This window comes from Streptomyces lancefieldiae (assembly GCF_031845825.1).
In the GTDB taxonomy this organism is placed as follows: Bacteria; Actinomycetota; Actinomycetes; order Streptomycetales; family Streptomycetaceae; genus Streptomyces; species Streptomyces lancefieldiae.
Window position 1 is genome coordinate 99,981 of record NZ_JAVRFH010000010.1, and the last position, 14,883, is coordinate 114,863.

The 14,883-nt window shown below is 71.4% G+C and carries 10 protein-coding genes and 2 pseudogenes; 4 read left to right on the forward strand and 8 right to left on the reverse strand.

Going from position 1 to position 14,883, the window contains the following annotated elements; translation table 11 throughout:
- Nucleotides 1-194: 194 nt before the first annotated feature.
- Together RM812_RS12840 and RM812_RS12845 are read left to right on the forward strand one after the other, a co-directional pair.
- Complete coding sequence (locus RM812_RS12840) at nucleotides 195-1,298, forward strand: C40 family peptidase (RefSeq protein WP_311572616.1); 1,104 nt, start codon at nucleotides 195-197, stop codon at nucleotides 1,296-1,298.
- Nucleotides 1,299-1,302: 4 nt separating this feature from the next.
- The gene (locus tag RM812_RS12845; protein ID WP_311572617.1) at nucleotides 1,303-2,211 is read left to right on the forward strand and encodes a hypothetical protein; all 909 of its coding nucleotides are present in this window, start codon (nucleotides 1,303-1,305) and stop codon (nucleotides 2,209-2,211) included.
- Nucleotides 2,212-2,283: 72 nt separating this feature from the next.
- Here RM812_RS12845 and RM812_RS12850 read toward each other — a convergent pair whose 3' ends face one another.
- From RM812_RS12850 to RM812_RS12860, 3 genes are all read right to left on the reverse strand, one after another.
- Nucleotides 2,284-3,384: a C45 family peptidase gene (locus RM812_RS12850; RefSeq protein ID WP_311572618.1), complete on the reverse strand. Its 1,101-nt coding sequence runs from the start codon at nucleotides 3,382-3,384 to the stop codon at nucleotides 2,284-2,286.
- The gene (locus RM812_RS12855; protein WP_311572619.1) at nucleotides 3,381-5,012 is read right to left on the reverse strand and encodes an amidohydrolase; all 1,632 of its coding nucleotides are present in this window, start codon (nucleotides 5,010-5,012) and stop codon (nucleotides 3,381-3,383) included. Before RM812_RS12855 ends, RM812_RS12850 begins: the two co-directional genes overlap by 4 nt.
- A 92-nt stretch (nucleotides 5,013-5,104) precedes the next feature.
- Complete coding sequence (locus RM812_RS12860; protein ID WP_311572620.1) at nucleotides 5,105-6,538, reverse strand: purine-cytosine permease family protein; 1,434 nt, start codon at nucleotides 6,536-6,538, stop codon at nucleotides 5,105-5,107.
- A gap of 121 nt (nucleotides 6,539-6,659) precedes the next feature.
- Here RM812_RS12860 and RM812_RS12865 point away from each other — a divergent pair, with 121 nt between their 5' ends.
- Nucleotides 6,660-7,307 carry a TetR family transcriptional regulator gene (locus tag RM812_RS12865; protein WP_311572621.1) on the forward strand — a complete coding sequence of 216 codons (648 nt, stop codon included), beginning with the start codon at nucleotides 6,660-6,662 and terminating at the stop codon, nucleotides 7,305-7,307.
- A 137-nt stretch (nucleotides 7,308-7,444) separates the two neighbouring features.
- Here the strand turns inward: RM812_RS12865 and RM812_RS43335 are convergent.
- From RM812_RS43335 to RM812_RS12880, 3 genes and pseudogenes are all read right to left on the reverse strand, one after another.
- Nucleotides 7,445-7,639 (reverse strand): annotated as a pseudogene (locus RM812_RS43335) (hypothetical protein); the annotation flags it as partial.
- Between the two features lie 325 nt (nucleotides 7,640-7,964).
- Nucleotides 7,965-8,600, reverse strand: a complete 636-nt coding sequence (locus tag RM812_RS12875; protein ID WP_311572622.1) for a response regulator transcription factor — start codon at nucleotides 8,598-8,600, stop codon at nucleotides 7,965-7,967.
- A complete protein-coding gene (locus RM812_RS12880) occupies nucleotides 8,597-9,820 on the reverse strand; it encodes a sensor histidine kinase (protein ID WP_311572623.1) in 1,224 nt (407 codons plus the stop codon). Before RM812_RS12880 ends, RM812_RS12875 begins: the two co-directional genes overlap by 4 nt.
- Before the next feature lie 239 nt (nucleotides 9,821-10,059).
- Between RM812_RS12880 and RM812_RS12885 the strand changes: the two genes are divergently transcribed.
- Complete coding sequence (locus RM812_RS12885) at nucleotides 10,060-10,839, forward strand: class I SAM-dependent methyltransferase (protein ID WP_311572624.1); 780 nt, start codon at nucleotides 10,060-10,062, stop codon at nucleotides 10,837-10,839.
- A 364-nt stretch (nucleotides 10,840-11,203) separates the two neighbouring features.
- On the opposite strand, the gene RM812_RS12890 is transcribed toward RM812_RS12885, so the two are convergent.
- Both RM812_RS12890 and RM812_RS12895 read right to left on the reverse strand, forming a co-directional pair.
- Nucleotides 11,204-11,533, reverse strand: a complete 330-nt coding sequence (locus tag RM812_RS12890) for an alpha-amylase (RefSeq protein WP_311572625.1) — start codon at nucleotides 11,531-11,533, stop codon at nucleotides 11,204-11,206.
- Nucleotides 11,534-11,731: 198 nt separating this feature from the next.
- Nucleotides 11,732-14,812: pseudogene (locus RM812_RS12895) on the reverse strand (alpha-amylase family glycosyl hydrolase); the annotation flags it as partial.
- Nucleotides 14,813-14,883 lie beyond the last annotated feature (71 nt).

Genomic DNA, 14,883 nt, shown 5'->3' on the forward strand with positions numbered 1-14,883 from the left:
CCGATACAGGCCGGCTTGCCCCACAACGGCCGTCACCACGCACGCTCGGCAATGGCGGGGATGCGGGGGTCGGCCGTTCGCGTGACGGTAGTCTGTTAGAGGGTCGAACGGCCCTCCATGTGACCCGTGGTGGCGACTGCCGTGGCAAGTCGTCCGTCTGAGACGTCTGCACGCGACTTCTGAAAGTGGAGCTGATGAACGTGTCCATCGGCGGCAGACAGCTGCGGAGCCGGACCACCGTAGCAGCCCTGGTCTGTGCGATCGCCCTGATACCCGGCCCGAGTTACGCGGCCCCGAACGAGCCCGATCCGCAGGACGGCAAGTCGATCGAGACCATCCGTGCCGAGCTGGACGGCCTCTACCGCGAGGCGGAGGTGGCGACCGAGGCGTACAACGCCGCGAACGAGAAGGCGACCAAGCAGGAGAAGCGGCTGACGTCGCTCCGCAAGGACCTGGCCCGTGCCGAGGACCGGGTGGCCGACCTGCACGACCTCGCCGGTGCGGCCGCCCGGACTCAGTACCGCGGGGGCCATCTGGCCGCCACGGGCATCCAGTTGCTGCTCGGTGACCACCCCGACCAGGCCCTGGACGAGGCGTCCCAGGCCCGCCAGATCATGCGGAACCTGGTCAACGTGTCGGAGGCCCAGTCGGCCGCCCGGACAAAGCTCGACGGGCAGACCGAGGCCGCCGCGAAGGAGCTGCGGGAGCTGAAGAGCAGCCGTGCGGACAAGGCGGCGGCGAAGCAGAAGATCGAGAAGAAGATCACCGAGGCCGAGCAGATCGAGGCCGGACTCGAGGAGGAACAGGCCCGCAGGCTGGCCCAGTTGGAAAAGGAGAGGACGGAGGAGGCCAAGTCCAGGTGGACGGGCTCCGATTCCGGCGGCGGTACTTCGGCCGGGACCGGCTCGGGCGGCGGGACCGGCTCGGGCGGCGGGACGAAGGTGAGCGGAGCGGCCGGGAGAGCCGTCGACTTCGCGATGGCACAGATCGGCAAACCGTACGTGTGGGGTGCCGTGGGTCCCTCGTCCTACGACTGCTCGGGACTCACCTCCGCGGCATGGGCGGCGGCCGGACATCCCGTGCCCCGTACCTCGCAGGCGCAGTGGCAGGGGTTGACCCGGGTCGGCCTGTCCTCCGCGCGGCCCGGGGATCTGATCATCTACTACAACGACGCCACGCACGTGGGCATGTACATCGGGGGCGGGCAGATGGTCCACGCACCGCGGCCCGGACGCACGATCACGACCGCACCGGCCGCCTCCATGCCCATCCTCGGTGTCGTCCGACCCGGAGTCTGAACGAATGACCCACTCACTGACGCCCCGTGACGCGGCGAACCTGCCGGCGCTCAGCGCCCCACCGCTGATCCGTCTCGACGCCTACGTGGCCGAGGACGGGTCGACGGTGGTCAACGGCCATCTGCTGGAGATGGGCGGCACGCGGCCCCCCAACGAGGCGATCCTCGACGCCGTCGCCATGTTCGCCCGCACCCTGGGGGCCCCGGTGGCGGCCACCGTCATCGACCGCACCGTGCGGCAGGTGGCACGCGTGCGTGTGTACCCCGACGGCTCGAGCCGGACCATCGCCGACGAGGAGGACCTGCCGCCCGGGCGCGAGCGTACCGCCGCGGAGGAAGAGGCGTTCCCTCCGCTCGCCCGCGTCGAGCGCATCATCCAGCACGCCCAGCGCGAGGAGCTGCACGCCGCGTTCGTCCTCGCCAGCGCACTGCGGGAGCACCTCACGCTGCGCAGGGGCGCGGAGGACGAACTCTCGCTGGAGGCACGGGCGATCGAGGCGTACCTCGCGTATCTGCGCGGCGACTACATGCTCTCCACCATCCTCGCGCTGACCGTCGCCCGCATCCGCTGCCGCACCGACCTGAACCGTGCGGCCCCGGATGTGGCCCGGGCCACCGCCGCCTGGCAGCGGCTGTGGGACCAGGGCCAGGTGGCCACGCGGGGACAGGAGCTGCTGCACATGTGGGAGAGGCTGTCCGCGGAGGGCCTGCTGCTGGAACCGTCCCACCAGGCCATGGCCCACGCCGTCCGGACCCGGCTCCAACAGGGCAACCAGTCCGTACCGGCCCCGGCACCGGCAGCCGCCGTGACCGCGGGCCAGGGGCCGGTCGCCCCCGAGGACGAGCCCCTCAAGCCCACACGGCGGGGACTGCGCCGTTTCACGCGCCGACCGGGCCGGCCCACCGGGTCCTGACCACACCGGCCATGCCAACGTCCCGCCGCGAGTGGCAGCACCCCGTGTGCTGCCTGTCCGCACGCGCGCGGATCAGCCGGCGGTGAGGACGCGCCAGTCGCGGGAGCCGATGTCGGCGGGTGTGCCGTCGAGGATGCGGGCCGTTCGGGTGGCGGGTTCGAGGGTGAGGGTGGCAAGGCTGGCCCAGCGCCGGCCGAGTGGCTCGTCCGGGTCGGGCAGACAGGTCACCGGCGGCTCGCCGTCGCCGGTCACGAGAAGGCCCGCGAGGTCGTCCACCGTCGCCGGCGGCCGGCTGCGGGCGAGGCGAGCGCGGACGAAGTCGTGGCGTTCACCCGAATCCGGCTGGTAGAGCCAGGTCTTCTCGCCGGCGGCGGGAACCGGTGTCAGGAAATGGTTGGTACGCACGAGCGTGCCGCGGGTGGGCGGCACCTCGAAGACTCCGACGGGGCTCAGGTCGAGCAGGGCGGCGTCGGTCTCGTCGAAGAGCGCGAACGACCCGGAGGATGCGATGGGCGATCCGCGGACGATCTCGACGGCCTCGGCCACACTTCCCGCTTCTTCGAGGACGATGGCCGCGAGCACGTGCATGGGGATGCCGCCGACGCCGTCGCGGACATGGCCGAGGATGTTGAAGTGCAGGGCCAGGCCGGCGCTGTTGACGCCCATCTTGCCGAGTATGCCGTTCTCGGTGAGGCCGACGACGTCGTGCCGGCCGCCGCGGGACTCCAGCGTGTGCCACATGGCGCCCAGTTCGACGTGCCAGTCCCACGTCTGCACGCCCAACGTGCGCGGCGAACCGTCGTCGCCGTCGACGCGGCGCACGATCGTGGTGCACTCCCCCGGAGGCACGGCGGTACTGCGGGCCAGGATCTCCGTGCGGGCGTTGAGGGCGGCGACGCGCCATTCCTCGACGCCGGCTCCGTGGGCGATGCCCGAGATCTCGGCTCGGGCCGCGGGGCGGAACCGCCCGATCGCGTCGAGGGCACGCCCGGCGTCCTCACCCACCTGGGCGGGGGTGATGCCGCCGAGCGCGAAGAGCCGGTCGTACACCTCCGCCGCGGCGGGGATGCCGTCCCGGAGCTGCTCGCCCCGGGCGACACCGCGGTCATACGGGTCGGTGGCGGCGGCCGTGACGTGGGGGCGGTGTGCGGGGCGGGGGATGGCCGGGTTCACGAGTTTCCTTCTGCGCTGTTCGTATGGAGCTGTACCGTGCCGCCGACGACCGTCGCGAGGACGGGGTTGCCGGGCTGGGCGTCGGGGGTCAGGTCGAGAGGGTTCGCCGCGAACACCGTGAGGTCGGCGAGGTGACCCGGCGCGATCTTCCCGAGGTCGTCCGATGCGCCGGCGGCGTAGGCGGCGGACGCCGTCATACCGGTGTAGGCCTCACGGGCGGAGATCGCCTGTCCGGGCTGCACGGGTGCCGTTTCCGGCTCCTCGACCGGGCGACGCAGCTGGCAGTCGGCGAGGCCGATGCGCGGATCGCCGGGGCCGATGGGCCAGTCGGAGCCCAGTGCCACGACGGCGCCGTGGTCCAGCAGGTCGCGGGTGCGCCAGCCTCGGGCGACGCGGTCGGGTCCGATGCGCCGCGACCAGTTGTCCGTCGCGTCGGCGTGCGTGTGCCTGGTCCCGTGCACGGGCTGGAGGCTTGCCACGACGTCGAGTTCGGCGAACCGGTCCAGCAGGTCGTCGGGGAGGGACTCGATGTGCTCGATACGGTGCGGGGCGCGGGCGACCGGGCCGACTTCCTCGATGACGTCCAGGGCGAAGCGGACCGCCTGATCACCGATGGCGTGCGTCGCGGTCGGGACGCCGCGTTCGGTGAAGAACCGCATGCCGGCGCGGTAGGCATCGGTGTCGCGCCACAACGGCTCGCGGTTCTCGCCGTGGATGTCCGGCCGGTCGAACCACGCCGTGCCGTTGTCGGCCGTGCCGTCGAGCATGAACTTCGCCCCCTCGACGTGCCAGCGCCGCCCACGGCGGCCCTGGAGGTCGGCGATCTCCTGCCACACCTCGGGGGCCGAGTCGGCCGGCACGAGCGGAGAGCACCGGACGCGCAGCGGCAGCTCCCCGTGTTCCTCGATGTGCCGGTACACGGCTTCGGACGGGTCGGTGAAGTCGAGCGCGTGCAGACCGGTCAGGCCGCCGCGCGCGAGGCGGTCGAGCTGGTGGCGGACGTACCCGGCGGCGGTCTCCACCGGCACGTCCGGATAATGGGCGAACACCAGGCCCATCGCTTGGAGTTCGACCACGAAACCGGTCGGGCGGCCGTCGGGGCCGACCTCGATCGACGAGGCGTCGGTGAACGTCTCGCGGCCGGTCAGCCCGGCGAGTTCCACGACGCGGGGGCTCACGACCAGCGCGTGCGCGTCACGTGACATCAGCGAGATCGGCCGTCCGGGGAACCGTTCCGCGAAGACGGTGCCGGCCGGGTGCCCCTCGAAGACGTTGACGTCGAGGTCGAAGCCCGTGATCCACACGTCGGCCGGCCGCCGGTCCGCGGCGTCGGCCAGGCGTGTGAAGACCTGGTCGAGCGTGGACGCTCCGCCGAGGTCCACGCCACCGCCGATCTCGATCGACCCCCATACGGGGTGGGCGTGGACGTCGGTGAGGCCGGGCAGGATCGTGGCGCCCGGGAACGCGTGGACGACCGTACCGGGACCGTGTACGGGTCCAAGGTCGGTGATGTCGCCGACGGCGACGATGCGGCCGTCGGCGATCGCGACGGCGTTCGCGGACGGACCGGCTGTCGTCCCGGTCAGAGTCTCTATGTGGCCGGCCAGCACGATGGCGTCGGCGTACACGGGGTTTCCCTTCTGGTGATGCTGGATGTGCGGTGACCCGTGTCCGGCCGGCCCGGGCATGAGCCGGGCCGCGTGCCGGGGTCCGAGGAGTGTCAGGGGCGCGGAACGGTGCCGAGGACGCGCGCCGATACCCAGTAGACGGCGGCGGCGACACCCATGCCGGAGGGGATCGCGAGATCGAAATCGCCCATGGCCGCGGCGATCGGGCCGGTCCAGGAGCTGGTGGTCACCCACATCAGGGACGTGAGTCCGCCCGCGACGAGCGCGAGGACACCGGACCAGTGGACACCGCGGTGGTACCAGAACGGCCCGCCGTGTTCCTGCCCGAGCAGGTCCGCGCCGTTGTAGCGGATGCGCCGCATGACGAGGTCGGTCACGGCCACCGCCATGGCCGGGCCGGTCACGACGACCACGAGCTGCAGCATGGTGTTGACGCTTGTCAGGAAGTCCCAGACGAGGATCGCGTACAGCGTCATGGCCGTGCCGAGGACACCGATGATCAGGACCGCGGGGATACGCGCGAGGCGGACGCCGACCGACTGGATCGACAGGCCGGCGCTGTAGGCCGTCATGCCGTTGTTCGTCATGGTGTTGACGACGACCGCGATGACGAAGACGGGGATGAACCACCCCGGCAGGACGCTCTCCAGCGCCGCCTGCGGGTCGGTCATGTCGAGGCTGGTGGCCGCGAGCGCGCCGACGGTGGTGAAGAGGACGCTCGGCAGGTACGCGCCCAGGGCCGTCCATCCGGCGATCGCGACGGGGCTGCTGTCGCGGGGCAGGTATCGGGCCAGGTCCGGGCTGTTGCTGTAGGACAGGGGCGTGGAGGCGACGAGGGTGAAGGCGACGCCGAGCGCGGCGGCGAGCGCGGCGCCCTCGAGCGGCTCCGCCGGGGCGTAGGACCAGTCGGCCTCGGCGAGGACGTGTCCCGTCACGACGACGAACACGATGGTCAGCAGGACGCTGAGCGCGGCGTACAGACGGACGATCGTCGCGTATCCGTAGATCGCGATCAGTAGGGTCGCCGCGGCGATGAGACAGATGACGGCCGCGCTCAGGGCCGAGCTGTCCGGCAGTCCCATGCGTTTCGCCAGGCCGATGCCCGCGACCGAGGCGGCCGACCAGTTCAGGGCGAGATAGGCCGCGGCGATGAGCCAGCCGGTCAGGACGAGCACGACCTTGTTGCCGATGACCCCGTAGAACGCGCGGGAGATGACCGAGCCGCTCGTGCCGGCGACCGGTCCGCTCGCCGCGACGATCCCCGTGCAGATCCACAGCAGGTTTCCGGCGAGGATCACGCCGATCGCCTGCGGGAGCGTCAGCCCCATGAGGATCAACGTGCCGCCGACCGCCAGGCTCAGATAGCTGACGTTCGGCGCCGCCCACACCGCGAAGAGCTGGCGCGGGCGACCCGCGCGCTCGTCGGCGGGGACCAGGTCGATTCCCCGGGTTTCCGGATGCCCCGCCCGCTCGTGACCCTGGGCGTCGAGGGGTCCCGCGGAGGTGGTGGTGGGCTGTGTCGTCATCGAGGCCTCTCGGATGCGGCGGCGGTGCCGTTATTGGTCAAGCGGCCAACCGTTTGTTGGTCACCGATCCAATAGCCTTGCCTCCATGACGTCAAGAGTTCAGCCGAAACGAACCCGCAAGATGCCTGAGCAGCGCCGTGCGGAGATCGTCGAGACCGCCGCGCGCATCGCGCTCGAGGAGGGGCTGGAACTGATCACGCTGCGGCGCGTCGCCGAGGAGCTGAGCGTCCGCCCCGGCCTCATCAGCCACTACTTCCCGGTCGCGGACCACCTCGTGAGCGAGGCGTTCACCGACGCCGCTGCCAAGGAACGCGAGTCGCTCCTGCCGTCGCACGAGCAGGACCTGCCTCCCGTCGACCGTCTCGCGCGCTTTCTCGTGGGGCTCGCGGACGGCGACTACCTGGACCTCAGTCGCCTGTGGCTCAACGCCCGGCACCTCAGCAGATTCAAGGACCCCCTGCGTCTCGCGGTGCGCACGCAGGAATCGCTGACGCGCACGGCTCTCGTGGCTCTCATCGACAGAGGTGTCCAGGCGGGAGAGTTCACGACCGACGACGCGCTCCGGACAGCGCTGCACATCCTCATCACCGTCGACGGCCTGGGGTCGTACGCCAACGACGACGCGCAGCCGGAGGGCGGCCTGGATCCCAGCGACATGGCCATCGAGACCGCCGAAACCCGGCTCGGCCTGGCTCCGGGCACACTCCGCGTACGGGCCCGCGCGCGATCGGCCGACTCCACGGCAGCCAATGCGGCCGCGCCTCGGTGACGGGCGGGTAGCGGGCTGTCGTGGGCACTGACCCCCCTGCCCGCCATGCGCGTCGCGGCGGACAGCCACGCGTCACCTACTACGCCTCCCCCGTGGCGAAGGCCCTCACCGCACTACCGGTTGGTCGCGGCCGGGGTTCACCCCGTCGCGGAGTCCCGCGGCCGGGTTCGCCGGTCCGCATGCGGGAGGCGGTCGGTGCTGGCCGGACAGGTCAGGACCGCGCTCACGACGGCATCGAAGAGGTGATCGACGCGTGGCGCGAGCGCAGGTTGGTCGCCGAGCCACGCGAGCGACCCGGCGAGCGCGAAGAGGTCGGCGCCGTCGATGCCGGTCAGCCCGGTTGGCGCTCGTTCGAGACGGTCACTCGCCGGGACGCTCCGAGGGCGGCGTCTTCCCCAGCATGTCGCAGGCCGCCTCGTTGACGAGGGCCTTGTTCGCAGTCGCGGCCGTCCAGCAGCGGGGGCAGAAACGTCAGGGCGGCCAGGCCGGCGTCGGCCCCCACCCGGGCCATGTGCCGTCAACGACATTCATTCGTCCGACACCATGCGCTCACGCACGGCGCTTCATCGCTCCAGGGAACGACTCGCATCTCGCCGACGGACACCGCCCGGTCCCCGCCGGGACGCGCTGTCCGGTCGATTCGGCCATGAGCGGTGGTCACGGCAGCAGACGGTGCCGGGCCGCGGCGGCCACCGCCCCGGCCCGGGTGCGTACGCCCAGCTTGGCGTAGATGCGGCCCAGGTGGGTCTTGACCGTGGCCTCGCTCAGGAACAGGGCGCGGGCGATCTCCCGGTTGCCGAGGCCCTGGGCGAGGTGGCCGAGGATGTCGCGCTCGCGTGCGGTGAGGGCGGGGCCGGGGGCGCGCAGGCGGGAGACCACCCGGTCGGTGACCGTTCCCGACAGCACGGTGCGTCCGGCCGCGGCGTCCCGGATCGCCGCGAACAACCGTTCGGGCCGCTCGGCCTTGAGCAGGTATCCGGTGGCGCCCGCGGCGACGGCACGGGCGATGTCGGCGTCGGTGTCGAACATCGTGAGGACCAGCACGCGCGGCACGGTGTCCTCGCCCGGCGCGGTCAGGCGGCGGGTGGCCGTCACCCCGTCCATGCCGGCGCCCAGTTGCAGATCCATGAGCACCACGTCCGGCCGTAGCACCGCGGCCATGTCGAGGGCGTCCTCGCCGCTGCCGGCCTCACCGACGACCTCGATCCCGTCGGTACTGGACAGCAGGGCACGCAGCCCGGCGCGGACGACGGCGTGGTCGTCGCAGAGCAGCACGCGGACGGCCGAGGTCACGGCGTCTCCCTCGTGAGCGGCACCGACATCGTCACCACCGTCCCCTCACCGGACGCCGACTCGACGGTGAGCGTGCCGCCCGCCTGCCGGGCCCGCATCCGCATCAGCGCAAGGCCGTGGCCTCGGTCTGCGGCCCGGCCCCGGTGGGGCGACCGGCGTACGTCGAAGCCGCGTCCGTCGTCGGCGATGTCCACGGTGATCCGGTCCTCCAGACAGGTCAGGGTGATGACGGCCCTGCCGGCCCCGGCGTGCTCCCGCGCGTTGGCCAGGGCCTGCTGTGTCACCCGCAGCAGCGCCGCCTCGACCGGCCCGGGCAGCGCTCCGGGCAGGCCCGGCTCGGCGTCCAGGCGGAACTCGACGGCCGGGGCCGGTGCGCCGTCGCGCTCGGCGAGGTCGCGCAGGGCCTGCACCAGGGAGTTCTCGGCGAGGTCGAGCGGGGCCAGGTCACGGACGAACCTGCGGACCTCGGCGAGTGCGCGGTCCGCGGTCGCGGCGGCGTCCCGTACGTGCGTGTGCGCGGTGTCCGGGGCGGTGTGCCAGTGGCGTTGGGCGGCCTGGAGCAGCATCTGCTGACTGGACAGGCTCTGGGCGAGGATGTCGTGGATCTCCGCCGACAGGCGCTGGCGCTCGGCGAGGATGCCCGCGTGCCGTTCGGTGGCGGCCAGTTCACCGCGGGCGCGCACCAGGTCGTCGATGAGCAGGCGTTGCCGGGCGGTCAGCCGTCGGCTGTGCACCAGGACGGCCGTGGCGACGATGCCGAGGGCCAGCGGGGCGATCACCAGGTTCGGGTTGAACCCGCCCGTGGCGACCCGTATTTCCGAGACGACCACCAGGACGACGAGTGCGCCGGCGAGCGGCACCGCGAGCCGGACCGGCAACCGGTGCAGTCCGGTGAACAGCAGCGGCATGGTGCACCAGGTGGCGCTCGGTTCGAGGGCAAGCAGCACCAGCCACAGCACGAGCACCGCGCCCAGCCAGCACAGATGCCGGACGGTGGGCCGCTCGCCGTGCAGCGGCGCTGGGGCTCTCAGCCGTCCGAACAGATAGAGGACCCCGAAGGCGAGGAACAGGGCGAGGACCCGTCCGGTGCGGCCGCCGTCGGCGGATCCGTGGGTCAGGAGGCGGGCGATCGCGCCGCCCAGCAGCAGGACGAAGGCGGTGTGCAGGGCGGCGGTCAGCCAGCGTGCGTCGGGGTCCGGCTCCGTGCCGTCTCGCTCCACCGTGTCCCCATCGCCTCGCCCGCGCTCTGCCTCACCACGTATACAAGCGCGCACCGGGAGGCACATCATCCGATCGGCTGACACCGGTGTGGCCCGGTGCGGCCCCCAAGGGTAGCTGCGCGTTGGAGGAACGGGGCCGCCGGGCCCGTGAGACTGCTGGGGCCGGCCCTCAGTGAAGCCGCGGCGCCTCACGGCATCCCGGCGCGGGCCCACGGAACCCTACGGAGACGAGCACCACCATGCCCAAGAACCTCACCGCCAATCGCGCCGCCCTCGGCCACCGCCTGTCCTACGCGCTGCGCCACCCCGGCCGGGTGCCGCGGCACCTGCGCCGCACCGCCCGCGACGCATGGCTGCGCTACCGCTCGCCGGACCACGTCGCCTACTACCGGGCCGTCATGCGCTCGGACACGCGCCGCGACCCGGACGCGGCCGTGGGCAGCCGCAACCGGGAACGCTGGCTGGCGCTGGGAGCGATGCAGTTCGACTACCTGCTGGGTCACGGACTGCGTCCGGAACACCGGATGCTGGAGATCGGCTGCGGCAACCTGCGGGCGGGCTGGCGGTTCATCGAGTACCTGGATCCGGGCCACTACTACGGCGTGGACATCTCCCCCGACATCCTGTTCGCCGCGCAGGACACCCTTCAGTCCCAGGGGCTCCAGGACCGGGTGCCGACGCTGACTCCGGTACGCGACCTCACGCTGGGGTTCCTGCCGGAGGGGCGGTTCGACGTGGTGCACGCGCACAGCGTGTTCTCGCACTCGCCGCTACCGGTGATCGAGGAGTGCTTCGCACACATCGGCCGTGTCCTGGCGCCCGGAGGCTGGTTCGACTTCACCTTCGACCGTACGGAGGGCGCGGAGCACCACGTTCTCCGGGAGGACTTCTACTACCGTACCGAGACGCTGACCGCCCTGGCCGCCGACCACGGCTTGGCGGCGCGCCTCATGGACGACTGGGAGGAGCTCGGCCACGGCCAGTCCAAGATCCGCGTCACGCACCGAGCGGTGAGGTGACACCCGGCGGCCAGGCCCTCCCCGGCACCTCGGACGGGCGACACCCGGTGCCTTCCTGGCGGCGGCTCGCCGCGGCGGCTTCGAAGGACTGCTGCGCGTACTCGACCCCGAGGTGAGACTGACCGTCGACACCCCCGACGGTGTGATCGTCACCCTCGGCGCCACCAAGGTCGCCACCGGCGCACGGCCGGCCACCGGCGGCGGCTTCGGGGCGGACCGTGCTCGTCAACGGCTCCCCGGGGCTCCTGTCGTGGCGCGAGGACGGCACCCCGCTCCCGGTCATCGCGTTCGCCGTCACCGGCGGCCGGTTCCTGAGTGAGCCGCCGCCGAAGGCGGGGGTCGTCGCCCCGCCTTCGGCCTGCGGTCAGCCGTTGCCGCCGGCGTCGCACAGAGCGACGCCCAGGACCTCGTTGCCCAGAGTTCCGTGGCCCGGGAAGGTGATCAGAGCTCCAGGAGGCGCCAGACGGCAGGGGACGTCGGTTCCGTCGCGGTACACGACCGTCAGGGAGTGGGTGCTCGAGCAGTCGTTGGTGACGAACGTGTAGCGCCAACCCGCGCTGAACCGCACGCAGTCAGGAGCACCGACCCCGCCATCGGCGTCCTCCGGGGCCGCGGCGTGAGCCGCCGTGCCGGACGTCGCCAACGTCAGGGCCATCGCGAACAGCACGAAAGTTGAACGCAGGAACCGCTTCATCAGGCTCTCCCCTTCACTTAATGAACGGACTCCCTCAATGTACGAGACCTCGAAAGGACATGAATGACTTTGCGACAAGTTCCAGAAAAGCTTGCAGAACTGCGGGGCACGGCCAAGCAGCCATGAGGAGAACCGAGATGCCCGTGCCGGGCGACCGGCACGGGCATCTCATGGGCCGTTCCGTCAGCGCTTGAAGACCTCTACGCCCGTCGCCGCGAGCAGTGCCCCGTTGGCCGCCCGTTGCGTGGCGACGACCTGGCCGCGCAAGGCGGTACGGATCCGGTCGCGGTCGCGCGGGTCGACCTTGAACGCCGGCTGGTCCGCGAGATCCGGATGGGCCGCCCTCTGCGCCTCGCTGAGGGGCGTCGGCGCCAGTCGGAGCCAGTGCCCCTCGTGGGACAGGGCACCGTCCTCGATGGTGAGGTCGCCCTTGCGCGCGTACACGAGCTGCTGGCTGGTGGCGTCGGTGGCCTTCACCTTCCACACCACCGTGTCCACGTCGATCCACCGGGCCTTCGACGTGCCGAGGTCCAGGTCGGGAGCGGCGCCCACGGCCGGCAGCAGATGGTCACCGGTGCCGCTGGTGAGCCAGACGTCCTTGCCATGGGTGGCGAAGTCCAGGGAACGGTCGCTGGCAATATCCTTCTCGTCACCCTTGTGGATGATGTAGCTGAGGGACGTGGCACCGTCGGCGAGGGGTACCTCGAAGGTCACGCCGAAGGCGTCCCTGCCGACCGGTTCCAACGGCTTGGACCAGTCCGTCGGGTTCGCCGCGCCGGTCCAGGTGTGCAGGCCCCAACCGTCGTAGTCACCGTCGGCGCGGTGGTAGTGCAGGACGGCCTTCTTCGGGTCCTGCGGCGGGTACGCGCCCTCGGGTGCCGTCGCCGCCTGCTCGGCTTTGCCCTGCTCGATCCAGACCTCACCCGTCTTCGCCGTCTCGAGCGTGCGCTGCGGGCCGTCCGCGGTGCCGTCCTTCTCGACGGTGTACGTCACGTCGGCGGCGTCGTCGTCCAGTTCGACCCAGGCGAAGGCTCCGTAGGCGTCTTGGCCGGTGAAGTCGGCCGTGCCCGCGGACGACTTGAGCTGCCAGCCGTCGTAGTCGCCGTCCGGCCGCTGATAGTGCACCACGGCGTAGGGGCGGTCCACCGCGCTCGGCTTGGCCTTGAGCGGCGGTTGTCCGGCGGTGGTGGTGGCGGTGGCGTTCGCGGTGCGTCCGGCACTGTCGATCACGACGGCCTTGTAGCGCAGGGGTGTCCCGGCCCGCACCGTGTCGGGCAGATGCTGGGTCACCTTGTAGGGGGCGTGATCGGCCGAACCCAGCGTCCGCCACGGCCCGTTGCCCACCTGCGCGGCGAAGACGACCCGGTTCAGCCCGCCGCCGTCCACCTCCGCGCCGACCTCCACCTCACCGGACGCGCCGGCCGCCGGCACCTTCACCGACACCGACGGCGTGCGGACGGGCGACGCCAGCGGCTTCGCCGCCTTCAGCACCACCGCGGACAACGGCGGAACCTCCACCGACACCCTCCTGTCGCCGCCGCTGGTCACCCGCGCCGACGACCCGTACACACCACGGAAGTCCATCCCCGCCGCATACGTCGGTACCCCGACCGTCCGCATCCGCTCGGCGTTGTTCACCGCGACGACGTACTCGACCCTCTGCTCCAGGTCCGTGCGCGAGAACGCATACACGCCCTGACCCTCGTCCGCGTACCGCTCCTCCTGCACACCGTCACGCAACGCCGGATGCCGCTCCGTCAGCTTCGACAGCGCCGCGATCGACCGGTACAGCGGATGCCCCGGGTCGTACGCGTCCGAGGCATGCGTACGCTCCGTACCGATCTGGTCGTCGTCCAGGTAGCCCGCCACCTTCGACGCGAACATCGTCTGCCGGGCGCCCTTGTCCCCGCCCGGACCGGTGAAGCCCTGCTCGTCCCCCGCGTAGATCACCGGGTTTCCCCGGGACAGGAACATCAGCTCGTGCGCGAACCGGTCACGGCGCAGCAGCTCGGCGTCGTCCGCCCCGGGGTTGTCCTGGCTGACGAAATTCCCGATCCGGCCCATGTCGTGGTTGCCGAGGAAGGTCACCTGCTCATAGGCGTTGGCCTTGTCGGTGGTGTAGCGGTAGTCCTGGCCCAGGACGCCGGAAAGAGCGGTCGCGGGCTTGTCCTGGGAGGCGTAACCGCGGATGGCGTTCTGCAGGGGGAAGTCGAGGGTGGCGTCGAGCCGGCCCCGTGTCACGTAGGGCGACGTGACGGCCGGGTCGGAGGAGAGGGTCTCACCGAAGATGAAGAAGTCCTCGCGCCCCTTCTTCGCGGCGTAGGCGTCGATGGCCGTGGCCCACTGGGTCCAGAACGGCATGTCGACGTTGCGGACCGTGTCGACGCGGAAGCCGTCGATGTCCAAGTCCTCGACCCACCTCTGGTAGATCTTCTCCAGGCCCCTCACGACCTCGGGCCGCTCGGTCCACAGGTCGTCGAGACCGGTGTGGTCGCCGTAGAGGCCGCTCTCGCCGACGAAGGTGGAGTCGCCCCGGTTGTGGTACATCGCGGGGTCGTTCAGCCACGCCGGGACCTTGGCGTCGGCCTCCTTCTCGTTCACCACGGGCGTGTACGGGAAGCTGTCCCGGTCCACCTTGCCCATGCCGGTGCTGTCGTCGAAGGGACGGCCCTCTGTGTCGAGGTAGGGGTAGGCGCCCTTGGGACGGTAGCCGTACTTCTTCTCGGCGTTCGTGACGGTGTCGGCGGTGTGGTTGGTGATGACGTCGAAGAAGACCTTCATGCCCTTGGCGTGGGCCGCCTCGACGAGCTCCGCGAGCTCGGCGTTGGTGCCGAAGTGCGGATCGACCTGGGTGAAGTCGGTGATCCAGTAGCCGTGGTAGCCGGCGGACTCACCGCCGCCCTGCACCGGTTTGTTCTTGAAGATCGGCGCCATCCAGATCGCCGTGGTGCCCAGGCCTTTGATGTAGTCGAGCTTCTTGATCAGGCCCTTCAGGTCGCCGCCCTGGTAGAAGCCCTTGTCGGTGGGGTCGAAGCCCGTCGTGGTCCGGTCGCCGGTGAGGCCCCCGCGGTCGTTGGCCGTGGAGCCGTTGGCGAACCGGTCGGGCAACAGGAAGTAGGACTGCTCTCGGGTCAGGTCGTGCCGGGCCGGCTCGGCGGCCAGCCGGGCGTCGGACGGCGGACCGGGCGGCCTGGGCGCCGCGGCCGCCGGCTGTGCCGTGCTCAGCGCGGTGGCGAGCAGTGCGGCCACGACGACCGAGGCGGCCGTGGGCCGTGGCACGGCTGCGCGACTCGTGCGGCTTCTTCGGCTTCTTCGGTCGCTTCGGCTTCTTCGGTCTGTGAACGAACCGA

Excerpts from the sequence above, each read along its gene's own strand:
- RM812_RS12865 (WP_311572621.1), top strand. The coding sequence starts at position 6,660 with ATGCCTGAGCAGCGCCGTGCGGAGATCGTCGAGACCGCCGCGCGCATC.
- RM812_RS12890 (WP_311572625.1), bottom strand. The coding sequence starts at position 11,533 with ATGAAGCGGTTCCTGCGTTCAACTTTCGTGCTGTTCGCGATGGCCCTG.
- RM812_RS12885 (WP_311572624.1), top strand. The coding sequence starts at position 10,060 with ATGCCCAAGAACCTCACCGCCAATCGCGCCGCCCTCGGCCACCGCCTG.
- RM812_RS12845 (WP_311572617.1), top strand. The coding sequence starts at position 1,303 with ATGACCCACTCACTGACGCCCCGTGACGCGGCGAACCTGCCGGCGCTC.
- RM812_RS12860 (WP_311572620.1), bottom strand. The coding sequence starts at position 6,538 with ATGACGACACAGCCCACCACCACCTCCGCGGGACCCCTCGACGCCCAG.
- RM812_RS12840 (WP_311572616.1), top strand. The coding sequence starts at position 195 with ATGAACGTGTCCATCGGCGGCAGACAGCTGCGGAGCCGGACCACCGTA.